This is a genomic window from Arthrobacter sp. 01T425 (assembly GCF_056398725.1).
Genome location: NZ_JBFTPY010000007.1, coordinates 61,834 through 79,652, shown reverse-complemented (window position 1 = coordinate 79,652; position 17,819 = coordinate 61,834). Strand labels below are relative to the sequence as shown.

The 17,819-nt window shown below is 67.5% G+C and carries 17 protein-coding genes; 4 read left to right on the top strand and 13 right to left on the bottom strand.

Annotated features, from left to right (window positions below):
* Positions 1-12 precede the first annotated feature (12 nt).
* Together AC1DNG_RS10015 and AC1DNG_RS10010 are read right to left on the bottom strand one after the other, a co-directional pair.
* Positions 13-708, bottom strand: a complete 696-nt coding sequence (locus tag AC1DNG_RS10015) for a redox-sensing transcriptional repressor Rex (protein WP_079555510.1) — start codon at positions 706-708, stop codon at positions 13-15.
* Positions 709-782: 74 nt separating this feature from the next.
* Positions 783-1,055 (bottom strand): glutaredoxin family protein, encoded by a 273-nt coding sequence (locus tag AC1DNG_RS10010; RefSeq protein ID WP_476855540.1) that lies wholly within the window; start codon positions 1,053-1,055, stop codon positions 783-785.
* A gap of 131 nt (positions 1,056-1,186) precedes the next feature.
* On the opposite strand from AC1DNG_RS10010, the gene AC1DNG_RS10005 reads away from it, so the two are divergent.
* A complete protein-coding gene (locus AC1DNG_RS10005; RefSeq protein ID WP_018775047.1) occupies positions 1,187-2,005 on the top strand; it encodes an HAD family hydrolase in 819 nt (272 codons plus the stop codon).
* Positions 2,006-2,230: 225 nt separating this feature from the next.
* Here AC1DNG_RS10005 and AC1DNG_RS10000 read toward each other — a convergent pair whose 3' ends face one another.
* The 3 genes from AC1DNG_RS10000 to AC1DNG_RS09990 form a co-directional block, all read right to left on the bottom strand.
* Positions 2,231-2,329, bottom strand: a complete 99-nt coding sequence (locus AC1DNG_RS10000; RefSeq protein WP_003792170.1) for a 30S ribosomal protein bS22 — start codon at positions 2,327-2,329, stop codon at positions 2,231-2,233.
* A 205-nt stretch (positions 2,330-2,534) separates the two neighbouring features.
* Entirely contained in the window at positions 2,535-2,756 is a 222-nt protein-coding gene (locus AC1DNG_RS09995) for a helix-turn-helix domain-containing protein (RefSeq protein ID WP_018775046.1), read from the bottom strand.
* Positions 2,757-2,955: 199 nt separating this feature from the next.
* A complete protein-coding gene (locus AC1DNG_RS09990; RefSeq protein WP_476887262.1) occupies positions 2,956-4,071 on the bottom strand; it encodes a 3-deoxy-7-phosphoheptulonate synthase in 1,116 nt (371 codons plus the stop codon).
* Positions 4,072-4,468: 397 nt separating this feature from the next.
* Between AC1DNG_RS09990 and AC1DNG_RS09985 the strand changes: the two genes are divergently transcribed.
* Positions 4,469-5,815: an alpha-hydroxy acid oxidase gene (locus AC1DNG_RS09985; RefSeq protein ID WP_476887261.1), complete on the top strand. Its 1,347-nt coding sequence runs from the start codon at positions 4,469-4,471 to the stop codon at positions 5,813-5,815.
* 103 nt (positions 5,816-5,918) lie between these two features.
* Here the strand turns inward: AC1DNG_RS09985 and AC1DNG_RS09980 are convergent, their stop codons facing one another.
* Both AC1DNG_RS09980 and AC1DNG_RS09975 read right to left on the bottom strand, forming a co-directional pair.
* Positions 5,919-6,482 carry an ArsR/SmtB family transcription factor gene (locus AC1DNG_RS09980; protein WP_476887260.1) on the bottom strand — a complete coding sequence of 188 codons (564 nt, stop codon included), beginning with the start codon at positions 6,480-6,482 and terminating at the stop codon, positions 5,919-5,921.
* 81 nt (positions 6,483-6,563) lie between these two features.
* Complete coding sequence (locus AC1DNG_RS09975; protein WP_476887259.1) at positions 6,564-7,787, bottom strand: acetoin utilization protein AcuC; 1,224 nt, start codon at positions 7,785-7,787, stop codon at positions 6,564-6,566.
* 118 nt (positions 7,788-7,905) lie between these two features.
* Between AC1DNG_RS09975 and AC1DNG_RS09970 the strand changes: the two genes are divergently transcribed.
* Both AC1DNG_RS09970 and AC1DNG_RS09965 read left to right on the top strand, forming a co-directional pair.
* Positions 7,906-9,336: a TrkH family potassium uptake protein gene (locus tag AC1DNG_RS09970; protein WP_476887258.1), complete on the top strand. Its 1,431-nt coding sequence runs from the start codon at positions 7,906-7,908 to the stop codon at positions 9,334-9,336.
* A gap of 40 nt (positions 9,337-9,376) precedes the next feature.
* Positions 9,377-10,015 (top strand): potassium channel family protein, encoded by a 639-nt coding sequence (locus AC1DNG_RS09965; RefSeq protein ID WP_374208249.1) that lies wholly within the window; start codon positions 9,377-9,379, stop codon positions 10,013-10,015.
* 72 nt (positions 10,016-10,087) lie between these two features.
* Here the strand turns inward: AC1DNG_RS09965 and proC are convergent, their stop codons facing one another.
* From proC to topA, 6 genes are all read right to left on the bottom strand, one after another.
* Entirely contained in the window at positions 10,088-10,921 is an 834-nt protein-coding gene (gene proC / locus AC1DNG_RS09960) for a pyrroline-5-carboxylate reductase (RefSeq protein WP_476850224.1), read from the bottom strand.
* A 489-nt stretch (positions 10,922-11,410) separates the two neighbouring features.
* Positions 11,411-12,712 (bottom strand): RNA polymerase sigma factor, encoded by a 1,302-nt coding sequence (locus AC1DNG_RS09955; protein ID WP_476887257.1) that lies wholly within the window; start codon positions 12,710-12,712, stop codon positions 11,411-11,413.
* A 21-nt stretch (positions 12,713-12,733) separates the two neighbouring features.
* Positions 12,734-13,075: a YciI family protein gene (locus tag AC1DNG_RS09950; protein WP_028277719.1), complete on the bottom strand. Its 342-nt coding sequence runs from the start codon at positions 13,073-13,075 to the stop codon at positions 12,734-12,736.
* Between the two features lie 114 nt (positions 13,076-13,189).
* Positions 13,190-14,194, bottom strand: a complete 1,005-nt coding sequence (locus AC1DNG_RS09945) for a Ppx/GppA family phosphatase (RefSeq protein WP_476850226.1) — start codon at positions 14,192-14,194, stop codon at positions 13,190-13,192.
* Between the two features lie 92 nt (positions 14,195-14,286).
* Entirely contained in the window at positions 14,287-14,730 is a 444-nt protein-coding gene (locus tag AC1DNG_RS09940) for an SseB family protein (RefSeq protein ID WP_028277718.1), read from the bottom strand.
* Between the two features lie 115 nt (positions 14,731-14,845).
* Complete coding sequence (gene topA, locus AC1DNG_RS09935; RefSeq protein ID WP_476855534.1) at positions 14,846-17,584, bottom strand: type I DNA topoisomerase; 2,739 nt, start codon at positions 17,582-17,584, stop codon at positions 14,846-14,848.
* Between the last annotated feature and the right edge of the window lie 235 nt (positions 17,585-17,819).

Genomic DNA, 17,819 nt, shown 5'->3' with positions numbered 1-17,819 from the left:
GGCTGGCCGATCTTAGTCGGCGTCTTCCGGGTCCTGCGCCCTCTGTGCGTGGTAGGCCAGAATCTGCAGTTCCGTTGCCATGTCCACCTTGCGGAGGTTGACTCCCGGGGGGACCTGCAGCATCACCGGCGCGAAGCTGAGGATGCTCCGCACGCCGGCGGCTATCACCCGGTCGCAGACGTCCTGGGCCACCGCCGCGGGCAAGGCGAGGACCACCATGTTGGCACCGGTACGCTGCAGTACCGGCTCAAGGTCGGCGGCGTCGCTGACCCGCAGCCACCCGACTTCACTGCCCACCACCATCTGGTCGGCGTCGAAAATCGCCACAATGTCAAAGCCTCGAGACTCGAATCCGCCGTACCGGGCCAAGGCCTTGCCGAGGTTGCCCGCACCGACGATCGCGACTTTCCAGTCGTGCGTCAGCCCGAGGGCAGCGGCGATGTTGCGGTTGAGGTACTGGACCTCATAACCGACACCCCGGGTTCCGTAGGAGCCGACATAGGAGAGGTCCTTGCGCAGCGTCGAGGAACTGACTCCGGAGGCCTCGGCCAGCGACTCGGACGAGACCCGGTCCACCCCGTCAGCCAGCAGCGTGGTCAGGGCGCGCAGATAGATGGTCAGCCGGGCCACGGCCGCGGGCGGAATCTGTTTGGCCGCAGTCCCGGCTCCCCCGGGGACAGGCCCGGGAGATGAATCCAGCGAAGTCACTATCTGCTCCATTGCGTCGCGTTGTGCTTCCCACTCTAGAGCCCCCGCGCATCACGCAACAAAGCACCCCGCCGTCAGGAGGGCTGGTCGAGGATCCGTTGCAGGGTCCGGGTCAGGCGGGCCTCGTCGATCTTCCAGAAATCCCGCTGGACGCCGTCGACCAGCACCACCGGGATCTCCTCGGCGAAGCGTTCCCGCAGCCCGGCGTCGTCGTCCACCGATTTTTCCGACCAATCTAGTCCGAGCGCAGCGGTGACCCGGCCGACGGCGGCACGCGCCTCGGTGCACAGGTGACAGTCAGCCTTGGTGATCAGAACTACAGCAGGTAAGTGTGCGGGTTTGGCCATGCATCCACCGTAGCCCGGCGGCCACTTCGGCGTCGACGCGCGGAGCAGTCCGCCCGGGTCCGGGGCCGTCCTGCCGTCGCGTCGCGCGTCCCGCGGGCGGCCGGGGGCCCGTCATTGACTAGACTCGTGGCATGCCCGAGGAGAAATACGTCATTGTGGCCAATGAGCCTGCTGCATCGACGCAGCACGGCGAGGCCGCATTTTTCGACGTCGACAACACCCTCATGAAGGGCGCAAGCCTTTTCCATGTCGCCCGCAAGCTTCACCAGCGTGGCGCCTTCACCCTGCCGCAGGCTGCCGGGTTCGCCTGGAAGCAGTTCATGTTCGTGCTGCGCGGCGAAAACATGGATGACGTCCATGCCGTCCGCGATTCCGCCCTGACCCTGGCCGCCGGCATCACGGCCAAGGACATCGAGGCGTTGGGCGAAGAGGTCTACGACGAAATGATTGAGTCGCGGATCTGGCCGGGGGCAAAGGCCTTGGCCGAGCAGCATCTTCGGGTCGGGCGCAAGGTATGGCTCGTCACTGCGACGCCGATCGAGGTGGCCACTGTCATTGCCGCCCGGCTGGGCCTGACCGGGGCGCTGGGCACAGTTGGCGAGATCATGGACGGCTCGTACACGGGACGGCTTGTGGGCGAGATCCTCCATGGACCGGCCAAAGCGGTCGCAGTCCAGCAAATTGCCGAGGAGCAGGGCCTGGACCTGAGCCGCTGCTGGGCGTACAGCGATTCCCACAACGACATCCCGTTGCTGAGCATGGTGGGGCACCCCGTTGCCATCAATCCCGACTCCAAGCTGCGCCGCTACGCCCGCGAGCACAACTGGCCGGTCTACGACTTCCGTGCCGGCCGGCGCGCCGCCACTCTGGGCTTCAAGGCCGCAACGGTCGGAGGGGCCATCTACGGCCTGTGGCGGGGGTTCTCCCGCTTCCGCGGCCCCAGCCGCTAGGCCGCCCGCGGCTTCCGCTGCGGATTCGGACAGGCGCGGCGCGGATCAGGGCCGCCGTCCTCTGGTTTCGCAGCCCGCGTCCGAATCCGGTGCGAATTTACGCGCCACCTCCTCGGCGTCTCCCCGGTTCGCCCCGGCCCGCCCCACCGCAAATCAACCGCCGAAGGCAAGAAAAATGCCCGTCGCCTGGAAGGCAACGGGCATTTCATGCATTTCGAAGTATTGCTACTTCTTATTGCGACGCTGGTGGCGCGTCTTGCGAAGCAGCTTGCGGTGCTTCTTCTTGGCCATACGCTTGCGACGCTTCTTAATAACTGAACCCACGAAAGTTCCTTACCGGCTAGATGCAGTACCTGCCTGTTGGGAAGGGTCCGCGGGCTAAGCAGCAGACTGAAACAACTGACAGGTTCTTACAATGACGTAAAACGTTCCTTAACAGGGTACCGCCTCCGCGAGGCACCCCACGACCGCGGGCCCCGTGCGGGGCCCAAAGCGGTCGATTCACGCTGTGATTGTTGCCGCTGACTGATCAGCCAGTTCCGGCGTGGCCGTCATTCCGGTCGACGACGGCACCTTTGAGGTACTGCTCGACGGCGTTTTCCGGCACGCGGTAGGAGCGGCCGAACCGCACGGCCGGCATCTCCCCCGAATGCACAAGACGGTACACAGTCATTTTCGATACCCGCATAAGTTCCGCGACTTCGGCCACGGTCAAAAAACGGGCCTTGGAGAAGTTGGCCTCCGTAGACATTTCCCTATTCCTTTGCTCAAGCGAACGGCAGCCCCACCTGTTGACATGGCGGTGTGCCGATGCTGAGCCATCAAACAACCATGTGATAGCAACACTAGTTGCTCATGGTGCCAAAGTGAAAGACTTCCTCAGGAATCCCCACACGATTTCCGCAGGAATCTCGAAAATCCCGCGGCACGCTCCTCCCCCTGCTCCTCCCTCAGGCACGGGTCCGCCGCGTGCGGGCCGAGGCGGCCAGCTGGCCCAGTACCGACGCCGTCACGTCCCAGTCCATGCAGGCATCAGTGACGCTCTGACCGTAGACCAGCCCGTCCCGTCCGGAGCCGGTAACGGCGTTGACATCAAGGTTCTGGGCCCCGCCCACCAGGAAGCTCTCGAGCATGACGCCGGCGATGGCCCCGGCGGCGGCTCCGGCATTTTCCAGCTGCGCACCGATTTCGAGGGCGACCTCGGCCTGGCGGTGGTGGTTTTTGCCGCTGTTGGCGTGGCTGGCGTCGACGATCAGACGGGGGTTGAGCTGCTTCGCGGCGAGTTTCGCTGAGGCCGCTTCAACATCGGCGGCTGAGTAGTTGGGGCCCTTGCGTCCGCCGCGGAGGATGACGTGGGTGTCCGGGTTGCCGGCGGTAGCCACAAGCGCCGCCCGGCCGCCGTCGTCGATCCCGAGGAACGCCTGGGCGGCAGCGGCGGCGCTGCACGCGTCCAGCGCCACCTGGAGATCGCCGTCGGTCCCGTTCTTGAAGCCGATCGGCATCGACAGCCCGGAGGCCAGCTGGCGGTGGATCTGGCTCTCCGTGGTGCGGGCGCCGATCGCGCCCCAGGCGACCAGGTCCGCGACGTACTGGGGGCTGATTGGCTCAAGGAACTCGGTGGCGGTGGGCAGGCCGAGGGCGGTGACCTGGCGCAGGAAGGACCGGGCCGCGCGCAGGCCCGCGGCGATGTCGTGGCTGCCGTCCAGCCGGGGGTCGTTGATCAGGCCCTTCCAGCCCACCGTGGTGCGCGGCTTTTCGAAGTAGGTGCGCATGACGATCAGCAGGTCTTCGCGGTGCTTCTCTGCCTGGCTGACCAGCCGGCGGGCGTATTCCAGGCCCGCCTTGGGGTCGTGGATGGAGCAGGGGCCGACGATGACGAGCAGCCTGTCGTCCACACCGTCCATGATGGCCCGGACCTCGTCCCGGCCCCGCCCGACCACCTCGGCCAGGCGGGCCTCCAGGGGCAGTTCCGCCATGAGGTCCTGCGGGGTGGGCAGCGGGGTGAACTCGCTGACGCGCAGGTTCGAGGTGGAGTGTTGGGGGCCGGTGGCTGCTTCGATGCTCATATTCGGGTCCTGTTCCGGGTGCGGAGCGGGCCCTGGTCAGAACCCGCCGAAGAAATGGCGAAGGGCAGAGAATAATCTCTGCCCTGTTGGCTCTGAAGGAAAGTTGGATGCGTGTCAGTTAGACGCGGGCCCCTCCAGAGCCAACGAAAAATACGCATACCAACGGTTAGTCATAGCGTTGACCATAGCCCTGGAGCCGCGGCCGGAGCAAACGCCGGACGTAACAATCCACGGGCGGCCAGTTCCGGGCGGCCAGGACCAGGTCCGTGGTCGCCGGGCAGGCACGTCGCGGCGGTGTTCGCCGGAACTGCCGCGAAATGACATCTCGACGCACACCGGCACCACCTAGAGTGTGGGGAAACCCAGCACAGCATCCGATCCGCAAATGGAGGCAGCCATGACGCACACCGTCCCGCCCGGCAACCCCGAGGCTCCGACCACTCCCGCGGCCACGGCCCCTGGCCCTGCGGTCTCCGCATCCGGGCACCACACAGCCGCGGCCGCCGGCGGGCTCCCTGCCGCGCTGAAGCGCCGCGTGCCCAAGTACGCCGACCTTGCTCCCCTGATGCAGTTCAAGAAGCCGGAATTCAGCCGGTCCGCCAGGCTGCGCCGTGCCAGCACCATCTGGGACCTGCGGGACATGGCCAAGCGCCGCACACCCCAGGCGCCCTTCGACTACACGGATGGCGCCGCCGAGGCCGAAATCTCCCTCCGCCGCGCCCGCCAGGCGTTCGTGGACATCGAATTCCGGCCCGGGGTCCTGCGGGACGTCTCCAGCATCGACCTCAGCACTGACATCCTGGGCGGGCCGTCCCGCCTCCCGGTGGGGATCGCGCCCACCGGCTTCACCCGGATGATGCAGTCCGAGGGCGAATACGCCGGTTCCCAGGCCGCCGCAGCCGCCGGCATTCCGTACACCCTCTCCACCATGGGCACGGCGTCGCTCGAGGACGTGGCCGCCGCCGCACCCACGGGCCGCAACTGGTTCCAGCTGTACCTGTGGACGGACCGGGAACGTTCCCTGGAACTGATCCAACGCGCCGCCGCGGCGGGCAACGACACCCTCATGGTCACTGTCGACACCGCCGTCGCCGGCGCCAGGCTCCGCGACGTCCGCAACGGCATGACCATCCCGCCCGCCCTGACCCTCAAGACCGTCCTGGATGCGTCCTACCGGCCCGCGTGGTGGTTCAACTTCCTCACCCACGAGCCGCTGACCTTCGCGTCGCTCTCCCGCTACACGGGCACGGTCGCGGACCTCATCAACTCCATGTTCGATCCCACCCTGACCTTTGCCGACCTCGACTGGCTGCGCGAGACGTGGAAGGGCAAGCTCGTGGTCAAGGGCATCCAGACGGTCGACGACGCCCGCAAGGTGGTGGACCATGGCGCGGACGGGATTGTGCTCTCCAACCACGGCGGCCGCCAGCTGGACCGGGCACCGATCCCGTTCCACCTGCTCCCGGAGGTCTCCGCGGCACTAAAGGCCGACCACAGCGACGCAGCGATCATCCTGGACACCGGCATCATGAACGGCGCGGACATTATCGCCGCCCTCGCCCTGGGCGCCGACTTCACGCTGATCGGCCGTGCCTACCTGTACGGGCTCATGGCCGGCGGTCGGGCCGGTGTGGACCGTGCGCTCCAAATCCTGGAGAAGGACATGGAACGCACCATGGCACTGCTGGGCGTCAGCCGGGTCGCGGACCTCACCCCCGAGCACGTGCGGATTCTCCGCACCTAGCACCTCTGACAAGCCCCTGGCGCCCGAAAGATCGGCCAGGTGCCTTTGGGTGGAGCGGATGGCCGCGCGCATACCCAGGGCGGCATACGCGGGGCAGGAAAGCCTACTTCTTGCGGCCGAATTTGGGCAGGTTGGCCAGGAGATCGGCGGCTCTGGTGGCGGCCCGGCCCACGGTCCGCCCGATCTGCTGGGGCATCTTGTCTTCCCCCGCCGTTCCCACCGGGATGACGACGGCGGGGCTCAGCGGGCTGCCGGCAGGGCGGCCCGCCAGTGCTGCGGCGGGTTGCGCGGCGACCGGTTGTGGGACGGCTGGTTGCGGAACAGCGGCGGCGGCCAGACCTTCCGGGACGGCTGCGGGGCCGGCTTCGGCGTGGAGGGCGGCGGCCGCGTCCGCCGTCGCGGCGGGGCCGACGTCGAACGCCTGCAGCCAGGTGGCGATCCCGGTGAGCGGCTTGGGGTTGAGCGTGTAATACCGCTTCTGGCCCTGGGCGCGCATGCTCACCAGGTCCGCTTCCCGGAGGACTTTGAGATGTTTGGAAATGGTGGGCTGGCTTGCTTCAAGCTCCTGGACCAGTTCCCCCACCGCTTTGTCCCCCTTGCGGAGGGCTATCAGAATGTCACGCCTGGTTGCCTCAGCAATGACGGCAAATACGTCGTCTGTCACCATGCCCTCCACACTAGCGACATATACGCCAGATGGCATCCACGAATTGTTGCGTTGGTGCAAGCCCCCAAGCCCGGCCCGGATTCAGTCGAACCAGGGGTCCAGTCCGTGCAGGGGAAACACTTCCTTGCGGGTGGCCATGATGGTGCGGTCCACCTCGTCGTTGGGGTCAAAACCCACTTCCCAGGACCGCCACCAGAGGTCCACGTCGTCGCCCATCGTCTCGGGGGGCTCCACGCCGAACCTGGCGCCATATTTGTCTTTGACGTAGTTGCGCCAATCCTCCGGAACCGGGGTGCGCAGCGGCACCGGGCGGCCGGCGGCGATGGCTATGAGGTGGCTCCAGGACCGCGGCACCACGCTGACCACGTTGTAGCCGCCGCCCCCGGTGGAAATCCACCGGTTCTCGCAGTAGCGTGCGGCGAGGTTTCCTATCGCCGTGGCGGCCTCGCGCTGGCCGTCCACGCTGATGTTCAGGTGGGTGAGCGGGTCAAGCCGGTGCGAGTCGCAGCCGTGCTGGCTGACGATCACTTCCGGTTCGAACGCGCCAATGAGCTGGGGCACGACGGCGTGGAAGGCCCGCAGCCACCCGGCGTCGACGGTGCCGGCCGGGAGGGCGACGTTCACGGCGCTGCCCTGCGCGTTCGGTCCGCCGATCTCGTTGGCAAACCCGGTGCCCGGGAAGAGGGTCAGTCCGGATTCGTGCAGCGAAATGGTCAGGACGCGCGGATCGTCCCAGAAGATGCTTTGCGTGCCGTCGCCGTGGTGCGCATCGACGTCGACGTAGGCCACCCGCCGGACGCCGCCGTCGAGCAGCCGCTGGACCGCGAGGGCGGCGTCGTTGTAGATGCAAAAACCGCTGGCGCGGTCCCGGGAGGCGTGGTGCATCCCGCCGCCGAAGTTCACGGCCCGCACGGCGCTGCCGTCCAGGACAGCTGCGGCCGCCAGCAGGGAGCCGCCGGCCAGCCGGGCACTGGCTTCGTGCATGCCGGCAAAGGCGGGGTCATCCTCGGTTCCGAGACCCCTGGCGTGGTCGGACGTGTCCGGGTTTGCGCTCACGCGCCGCACGGCGGCCACAAACTCCGGGCTGTGGACCGCGCACAGCTCCGCGTCGGTGGCGACGTCAGGAGCCGCTACCGTGACGTGGTCCAGATCCAGCAGTCCAAGGCTGCCGGCCAGCTTCGCTGTGAGCTCCATGCGCTCCGGCGCCATCGGGTGGGAGTGGCCAAAGTTGTAGGCAGTCATGGCTGGGGCCCACACCACCGTCGTTGGCAGCGCGGTCTGAGCGAGTCCGGGCAGGAATGTCATCAATCACAGGCTACCCGAGCCGTCCCCGGCTTCCCGCGCGCGCACGGGCGTTCCCCCGGCCATTACCCGGTGTTTAGTGGTTTACTACTTGGGGAAGAAGTTTCAACCGAGGAAGAACATGACGCAAAGCCAGTCGAGGTCCACGAGCCCGGCCAGCTGGCAGCCAGGCATGCCGGAGCGGGAAGGCCTGTGGATCTTCACACGCCTGCGCGACTTCATTGACAGCATCGCGAACAGCTCGCCCGCCCGCCTGGCGCTCTCGGCGTTCGGCGTCGTGATTCTGGTCTTCACCGCTTTGCTCTCGCTGCCCATGGCTTCCGCGACCGGACAAGTCACACCACTGCATCAGGCGTTCTTCACCGCGGCGTCCGCTGTCTGCGTCACGGGACTGACCGTGGTCTCCACGGCTGTGCACTGGTCCTTCTTCGGCCAGCTCGTGATCCTGGTCGGCATTTTCGTGGGCGGCCTGGGCACCTTGACCCTCGCGTCGCTGCTGGCGCTCATGGTCAGCAAGAGACTCGGTGTCCGCGGCAAGCTGATCGCCCAGGAGGCCATGAATGCCGGCCGGCTTGGCGAAGTCGGTACGCTGCTCCGGATCGTGATCGTGACCTCCGTGGTGATCGAGGCCGCCCTGGCCGTGACCCTGATCCCCCGCTTCCTGGTCCTCGGGGAGAGCTTCCCGCAGGCCGTCTGGCACGGGGTCTTCTATGCCATTTCATCGTTCAACAACGCCGGATTCACGCCGCATTCGGACGGAATCGTGCCGTACGAAACCGATCTCTGGATCCTCGTCCCGTTGATGCTCGGGGTATTCCTGGGCAGCCTGGGCTTCCCTGTGGTCATGGTGCTGCACCAGAACGGGTTCCGGTGGAAGAAATGGAACCTCCACACCAAGCTGACCATCCAGGTGTCCTTCATTCTCCTGGCCGCCGGCACGGTCCTCTGGGGCTTCCTGGAGTGGGACAACCTGCGCACCATCGGGGACATGGACCTCGGCGACAAGATCACGCATGCGCTCTTTGCCTCAGTCATGTTGCGCTCCGGCGGCTTCAACCTCGTGGACCAGAACCACATGGAGTCCACCACCATGTTGCTCTCCGATGCCCTCATGTTCGCCGGCGGAGGTTCCGCATCCACGGCCGGCGGCATCAAGGTCACCACCATCGCCGTAATGTTCCTGGCGATCACCGCCGAGGCCCGCGGCGACGCGGACGTGAAGATCTACGGCCGCACCATCCCCGAGGGCACCATGCGCGTAGCCATCTCGGTGATCGTCGCCGGCGCCACCCTCGTCTCGGTCTCGGCCCTCCTGCTCCTGCATATCAGCCATGCATCCCTGGACCGGGTCCTGTTTGAAACCATTTCCGCCTTCGCCACGGTGGGCCTCAGCACCAACCTCAGTGCAGAGTTGCCGCCGGAGGGGGTCTACGTCCTCGCTTTGCTCATGTTCGCCGGGCGCGTCGGGACGGTCACCCTTGCCGCCGGCCTGGCCCTGCGCCAGCGCAGCCAGCTGTACCACTACCCGGAAGAGAGACCGATCATTGGCTAGTTCCTCAGGCGCCGTCAACCGCCCCGCCCACAACGCCCCCGTGCTGGTGATCGGGCTGGGCCGTTTTGGTGCATCCACCGCAGAACAGCTGGTCAAGCAGGGCCGGGAGGTCCTGGCCATTGAACGCGACCGCGCCCTCGTCCAGAAGTGGGCGAGCGTCCTGACGCACGTGGTGGAAGCCGACGCCACCAACATCGATGCCCTCCGCCAGCTCGGCGCCCAGGAATTCAGTTCCGCCGTCGTGGGCGTGGGCACCTCGATCGAATCCTCGGTGCTGATCACGGTGAACCTCGTGGACCTGGGAATCGAACACCTCTGGGTCAAGGCGATCACGCCCTCGCACGGCAAGATCCTCACCCGCATCGGCGCCAACCACGTCATCTACCCGGAGGCCGACGCCGGCGTCCGCGCCGCGCACCTGGTCTCCGGGCGCATGCTGGACTTCATCGAGTTTGACGACGACTTCGCGATCGTCAAGATGTATCCGCCGCGCGAGACCGTGGGCTTCACCCTGGACGAGTCCAAGGTCCGGTCCAAGTACGGCGTCACGATTGTGGGCGTGAAGTCCCCGGGCGAGGACTTCACCTACGCGCGGCCGGAAACCAAGGTTTCTTCGCGGGACATGCTCATCGTTTCGGGCCACGTGGACCTGCTCGAACGGTTCGCTGCCCGCCCCTAGGCCACAGCCGGAGCCTGCGGCTCCCAGGGCTGCGGCTCCAGGGCCGCGGCTCCAGGGCCTGCCCGGGCCGGCTCAGGCGAGCTGTCGGGTGATTTCTGCGGCGCGCTCAGCCGCCGCGCGGGCGCCGTCGGCAATGATGGCCGGCAGTCCGCGCTCGTCAAAGGTGGCGATGGCCCGTTCCGTGGTGCCGTTCGGGCTCGTGACCGCCTTGCGCAATGCGGCAGGATCCGCGCCGGGCTCAGCCAGCATGAAGCCCGCCCCGGCGACGGTCTCGCGGGCCAGCAACAGCGACAGCTCCGGGTCCAGGCCCAGTCGTGCCCCGGCCTCGGCCATGGCCTCCGCCAGGTAGAAGGCGTAGGCCGGGCCCGAGCCGCTGATCGCGGAGAGGGCGTCCACCTGCTCTTCCGGGATCTCCACGACCGTGCCGGCGGCGGCGAGGATGTCCTTGGCGCGCTGGAGCTGCCCGGCGGAGCAGCTGGTCCCGGGCGAGACGGAGACCACGCCGCGGCCCAGCTTCGCCGGCGTGTTCGGCATCGTGCGGATGACGGGCTGGCCGGCCGGCAGCGCCGCCTCCAGCTGCTCCAGTGACACGGCGGCCGCAACGCTGATGACGATCGTGCCCGGAGAAAGGGACCCGCTGATTTCCCGGGCCAGGTCCGCGATCCCCACGGGTTTGACGCCCAGGATCACGACGGCGGAGCCGGTGGCGGCCTGTTTATTGTTGTCCGGCTCTTCTTCGCCCGCGATGGCGGTGATCCCGGGGTGGCGCTGGGCCAGCTCGGCCGCGCGCCCGGCCCGGCGGACGGTTGCGACAATGTCGCCCGGGTCGACGCCGCCGTCGATCAGCCCCGCCATAATTGCCTCGTTCATTGACCCACAGCCCAGGAATGCGATTCGGTTGCTCATGTCCCCATCATTGCAGTCTGACGTGATTCCCAGCCAGCTCCCACCTTCAGCGCAGTCAGCGCACAACTTTGGAACCTAACGTTGTAACTACCTCATTGAGGGTGCGAGTGATGCAGCAGGCATGCGGATGCCTGCACGGCACCGGTGGTTGCAGCGGGTTTTCCCATTTTCCCGCGGCGGACCGCCGGTGCCTTTGCCGTTAAAAGCCCCCGCGGCGGAGCCGGCCACCACCCCCGGGGACGCCGTCGGATTGCCAGCGAACACACAGGGAAAACTCGCTGCGCACCCATGATCGGCCACTAACTTTAAAAGTGCCTCAACAGGTGCGAGTGATGATAGCCGGTTCCCCCGGAGCCGGCGGTGCGCCGGGCGATTTGCAGCAGAGTTCCCCCAAGTCCTGCTCCAGATCGCCCGGCCCCACTCTTTTAACCGGCGCGAACGGGCCCGCCACGGGGCGCGGCCCGGCCCAGGTTTCCAACCGTCTGCTTTCTACCCGTCTGCGGCCCCGCCGAACACCGGGCTGCGGAGCTTGCCTTCCAGGAACCGGCGTTCCGCGGCGCTGCCGGCAAGCGCCAGCGCCCGCCTGTAGCCTTCGGCGGCCTCCGGATAGCGGCGCAGACGCACCAGGAAGTCGGCGCGGACGGCGTGGAAGAGGTAGTAGGTGTCCAGTCCCAGGCCCTCGACCGCCGCCAGCCCGGCAACGGGCCCGTGGAGCTCTGCCAGGGCCACGGCGCGGTTCAGCGCCACGACAGGACCCGGCGCGACGGCCAGAAGCTGGTCATACAACTGCAGGATCTGCGCCCAGTCGGTGTCCCCGGCGGCCGCGGCGTCGCTGTGGACGGCGTTGATCGCCGCCTGGAGCTGATACGGTCCCGGCTGGTTCCGGCGCAGGCACCGGCGCACCAGCTCACGGCCTTCGGCGGCCAGGGCGCTGTCCCAGTGCCCCCGGTCCTGGGCCGCGAGCAGCACCAGTCCCCCGTCGGGCGTGAATCGCGCGGCGCGGCGGGACTCGATGAGCAGCATCAGCGCCAGCAGTCCCGCCGCTTCCGGTTCGTCCGGCATCAGCGACGCCAACAGCCTGCCGAGCCGGATGGCTTCCGTGCAGAGCTCCGTACGTTCCGGGCCGTCGGCGGGGCCCGCGGTGTAGCCCTCGTTGAAGATGAGGTAGACCACCGCCAGCACCGATTGCAGCCGTTCGGGCAGGTCGGCGCCCTGCGGGACCCGGTATGGGACCTTGGCATCCCGGATTTTCGCTTTGGCCCGGACCAGCCGCTGCGCCGTGGTCGCTTCCGGAACCAGGAAGGCCCTGGCGATTTCCGCCGTCGTCAATCCACCCAGAAGCCGCAGCGTCAGCGCCACCTGGGCGGACCCGGCCAGGGCAGGATGGCAGCACGTGAAAATCAGCCGCAAAGTATCGTCGTCCACGTCCTCGACCCCTGACTGTTCCGCCAGGAACTGCTCTTCGGCGGCCGGCGCGGGTCCGGCCCCGGACCGCACCGCCGCGAGCAGGGCCGCCTGTGCGTGCTTGTCCTCGCGTGAGGCTTCCCGCCGCAGCCGGTCAATCGCCCGGTGCCGTGCCGTCGTGATGATCCAGCCAGCCGGGCTGGGCGGGATGCCGGCCGAGGGCCAGTGCTGGACCGCCGAGGCAAAGGCATCCTGGACGGCGTCCTCGGCAATATCGATGTTCCCGAACGTCCGCGTCAGAACGGCTACGGCGCGGCCGTACTCGCGCCGGAACACCCGGGCGATGTCCGCCTCGGTCGCTGCCTCATGTCCACGGCGCTCACCCACACCAGCACCCCCGACCGGCGGCTAGTGCTGGAACGGACGGACTTCGACGGGAAGTGTGGTGGCGCCGGCCAGCTTCCTTGCCCAGCCAAGGGCCGCGTCCAGATCCTCGGCCTCGATCACGGTGAATCCGCCGAGGTGCTCCTTGCCTTCGGTGAACGGCCCGTCGGTCACCAGGATCTCGCCACCGTTGGGCCGCAGGACTGTCGCGGACTCCGCCGGGTGGAGACCCGCGGCGAACACCCAGGCCCCCGCCGCCTGCATTTCATGGTTCAGGGCCGCCAGGTCACGCATGATGGGTTCGAGGAACTCAGGGTCCGGGGCAGGGCCGTCCGGCTGGTAAATGCTGAGCAGGTACTGCGTCATTTCGGGTGCCTCCTTGTCGAATCGGCCGGCGCCGTGCCGGCCTCTCAGCACTTACACGATCGAGGACGCTCCGGATCGACACAGTCTCGACACCCGCCGCTGGCCCAAGCCGTCTCAGAGAGCCTTTTCCGGCGACTGAAGCCGCGCCGGCGGTTGCTCTGCCACATGCGGCGGGGGATCGATCGGCCCCTCAAACACCAGCTGGTCCAGGCGGCGGAGGATGAGTCCTTCACGCAGGGCCCACGGGCAGGTCACCATGCTGTCGAACTTGAACATTTCCAGTGCCGCTTCCGCGACGAGGGCGCCGGCGAGGACCTGCGGCGCGCGGGCCTCGGAGACGCCGGGCAGGTGGAGCCTGTCCCCTATCTCCATGGCCGAGATCCGCTGCGCCCAGAGCCCGAGGTCGAGGGCCAGCAGCTCCCGCTTGACGTAGGGCCCGGCGCCGCTGGGGGCGGCCCCGGCAATCCTGGCGAGGGACCGGAATGTCTTGGACGTGCCCGCGACGAGGTTGGGCGGGCCCAGCTTCTCGAATTTGCGCACCGCGGGCTTGAGCGTGGAGCGGATGTAGCGGCGCAGCTCCTTGATGCTCTTGGCCGAGGGCGGGTCCTCGGGCAGCCAGTCGCGCGTCAGCCGGCTGGCGCCGAGCGGAACGGACATCGCCAGCTCGGGCAGCTCGTCCTGTCCGAGGGCCATCTCGAAGGAGCCGCCGCCGATGTCCAGGTTCAGGATGGGCCCGGCACCCCAGCCGTACCAGCGCCGGACGGCGAAGAAGGTCATGGACGCCTCTTCGCTGCCCGTGAGTTCCCGGAGGGTGACGGTGGTTTCATGTTTGACGCGGGCCAGGACGTCAGCGCCGTTGGTGGCCTCGCGGATGGCCGAGGTGCAGAACGCGAGGAGGTCGTCGGCTTTGTGCTTGGCCGCGAATTCCCACGCCTCGAGGACGAACTCGACCAGTTCATGCTGCCCGTCGTCGTCGATGTTGCCGTCGTCGTCGAGGTACTGCACGAGCGACAGCCGCCGCTTATGCGAGGCGTAGGGGACCGGGCGGGCGCCGGGATGGGCGTCGACCAGCAGGAGATGGACAGTGTTGGACCCGATGTCGAGGACGCCTAGACGCATGCTGCCATTATTCCCCCCACGGAGCGGCCGGCCTAGCTGCGACGGCGGTATTCGCGAAGAATAACGCCGTCGCAGTCTGGCCGATGACGGGCCTAAGCCGGGTCGGCAGTGCCGTCAGCGGGCTCGTCCGTTGGCTTGAAGTCGCGGCGGATGTTGGCCACGCCCTCCGGGTCGATTTCAAAACCGTAGGCGGCGCCGGGGTTGATCACCATGCCGAGCTCGGCGCCGAGGTTACCGATGATCGCGGCGCCCTGCGTGCCCAGCACGTTCGGGGCGGCGGCGAGATACTGCTCGGTGACGCGGCTCGGGTGCGAGAAAACGGCCAGAACGGGCTTGCCGGAGGAGTTGGCGAGGACCAGCGGCTCCACCTGCGAGTCGGGGCCCTCGAGGGCGTCGGAGCTGACCACATAGACCTCGTTGTTGAGGAAGGCCAGGATCACGTCCACCGGGTTGGCGTCCGGCTGCTCCCCCCGGGCGAGCTGCTCCTCGAGTTCGTTCAGCGGCTGGTTGTCCAGGTGTGCGGGCTGTTCAGTCATATTCCTACTCGATCACGTCCACGGCCCGTCCGCAAACGCAAAATCGCCGGAAACCTGCGGATTCGCCGGTATTTTCCGGCGAATCGGCAGGTTTCCGGCGATTTCGGCGTGCTGCCTACTTCTTGGCCGGGGCCTTCCGTGCGGGCGCCTTGCGGGCCGTCGTCGTGCGCTTGACCGGGCCCTTGGCCCGCTTCTCCGCGAGGAGTTCGACGGCGCGTTCCCGGGTCAGCTCCTCGATCGAGGTGGTGCGCGGCACGGTGATGTTGGTGATGCCGTCGGTGATGTACGGGCCGAACCGGCCTTCCTTCACCACGATGTTCTTCTCCGAGACCGGGTCCGGTCCGAATTCGGCCAGCGGCGGCACGGCGGCACGGGCGCCGCGCTGCTTGGGCTGCGAGTAGATCTCCAGCGCCGCCTCAAGCGTGATCGTGAAGATCTCCTCTTCGGAGCCGATGGAGCGGGAGTCCGTGCCCTTCTTCAGGTACGGGCCGAACCGGCCGTTCTGCACCGTGATCGGGTTGCCGTCGGCGTCCTGGCCAAGCACGCGGGGCAGGCTCATGAGCTGCAACGCCTCGTCCAGCGTGATGGTGTCCACGCTCATGGACGCGAACAGGGACCCGGTGCGCGGCTTGGCCTTGACGGGCTTCTTCGGCGGCTTGGGCTTGCCGTTCTTGTAGTACTCAACGGGCTGGTTGGCCAGCTGTTCCTCGGTCATCTCCGGGATGATCTCGGTGACGTAGGCGCCGTAGCGGCCATTCTTGGCCACGATCGTGTGCCCGGTGTGCGGGTCCGCGCCGAGGACGCGCTCCTCCGGGGCAGCGGTCTCCATGAGTTCAACGGCTTTGGCGGCCGTGAGCTCGTCCGGGGCCAGGTCCTCGGGGACGTTGGCGCGGGCCGCCTCAACCACTTCGCCGGTCTCGGGATCCACCGTCGCGGTGGAGCTTTCCAGGTACGGGCCGAACTTGCCGACCCGGAGGGTGATCGCGTCCGTGATGGGGATGGAGTTGATCTCGCGGGCATCGATCTCGCCGAGGTTGTTCACGATGCTCAGCAGGCCGGGCTCGGAGTCCTCCCCGAAGTAGAAGTGCTTGAGCCACGCGGGTCCGGCCGCCTGGCCGTTGGCGATCTTGTCCAGGTCCGCTTCCATGTCGGCCGTGAACTCGTAGTCCACGTAGTCGTGGAAGTGCTGTTCGAGGAGCCGGATCACGGAGAACGCGATCCAGCTCGGGACCAGCGCGGAGCCCTGCTTCCGGACGTAGCCGCGGTCCTGGATCGTGGAGATGGTGGAGGCATAGGTCGACGGGCGGCCGATGCCCTTCTTTTCCAGCTCCGCAGTCAGCGAGGCTTCGGTGTAGCGCGGCGGCGGCGAGGTTTCGTGGCCGACGGCGACAATGTCGCTGGCAGTGAGCGCGTCGTCCTTGGCCACGTTGGGCAGCCGGCGTGCTTCCTCGGACTCGTCGTCGCCGCGGCTTTCGTCCTTGCCTTCTTCGTACGCGGCGAGGAAGCCGGGGAAGGTGATGACGGTGCCCGACGCCGAGAACTCGGCGTCGCGGCGGTCGGCCGGGTCACCAACGGTGACGGCGCCGAGACGGATCGTGGCGGTGGAGCCCTTGGCATCAGCCATCTGCGAGGCGACCGTGCGCTTCCAGATGAGCTCATAGAGGCGGAATTCGTCGCCGGAGAGCTGCTGGGCCACCTGGGCCGGGGTGCGGAAGGAGTCGCCGGCGGGACGGATGGCCTCGTGGGCTTCCTGCGCGTTCGCTGCCTTGCCGCTGTAGACCCGCGGCGACTGCGGCACGTACTCGGGGCCGTACAGCTCGGAGGCCTGGCGCCGGGCGGCCGTGACGGCCTCGTTGCTCAGCGCGGACGAGTCCGTACGCATATAGGTGATGTAGCCGTTTTCGTAGAGCCGCTGGGCCACCTGCATCGTGCTCTTCGAGGAGAAGCGCAGCTTGCGGCCGGCCTCCTGCTGCAGGGTGGAGGTGGTGAACGGTGCCGCCGGGCGGCGGGTGTACGGCTTGGTGTCGACGGAGCGGACGCGGAAGTCGGCGTCCTGCAGCCCCGCCGCGAGCGAGGTGGCGAGTTCCTCGTTGAGGTGGACGGCGTTGCGGGAGGTGAGCTCGCCGTTGTCGTTGAAGTCCCGGCCGCTGGCGACCTTGGCGCCGTCGACGGCGGCGAGCTTGGCTTTGAAGGAGCCGGCGCCGGCGCCGAACTGGCCGGTGAGGTCCCAGTAGGAGGCGGCCTTGAAGGCCATCCGCTCGCGTTCGCGGTCCACCACCATGCGGGTGACAACGGACTGCACACGGCCGGCGGAGAGGCCACGGGCCACCTTGCGCCACAGCACCGGGGAGATCTCATAACCGTAGAGCCGGTCCAGGACGCGCCGGGTCTCCTGGGCGTCCACCAGGTCCTGGTCGACATCGCGCAGGTTGTCCATGGCGCGGTGGATGGCTTCCTTGGTGATTTCACCGAAGGTCATCCGGTAGACGGGAACCTTGGGCTTGAGCACTTCGAGCAGGTGCCACGCGATGGCCTCGCCCTCGCGGTCCCCATCGGTTGCGAGATAGAGAGCGTCGGCGTCTTTGAGCTGCGCCTTGAGCTCGGCGACCTTCTTCTTCTTGTCCGAGGACACCACGTAGTAAGGCTTGAAGTCGTTGTCGATGTCGACGGCGAACTTGCCCAGCGGGGTCTTCTTCAGTTCCGCGGGGAGCTCCGAGGGCTGCGGGAGGTCGCGGATGTGACCGATGGAGGCCTCCACAATGAAGCCTTCGCCGAGGTACTTGGCGATGGTCTTGCTCTTGGCGGGAGACTCCACAATCACGAGTTTCTTGCCGGTTTTGGCCTTGCTTGGCACGGTGCTCCTACAGAAAAAGGTGGCTCGGGCAGATGCGCCCATACCCGCCTAGTTCACCATATTTTGCAGAATCCCGCGCATCCGGCCGGAAATGACGGCCCGGCGGATGCGGCTTCCGGCCGCAATAGGGCCACGTGCCGGCCGGCCCCTGAGCGCACTCCGGAAGCGGTTCAGCGCCGTGCCCGCGACCGGTTCAGGCCTTCCCGGCGGCGGGCTCAGCCCTCCCCGGCGGCGG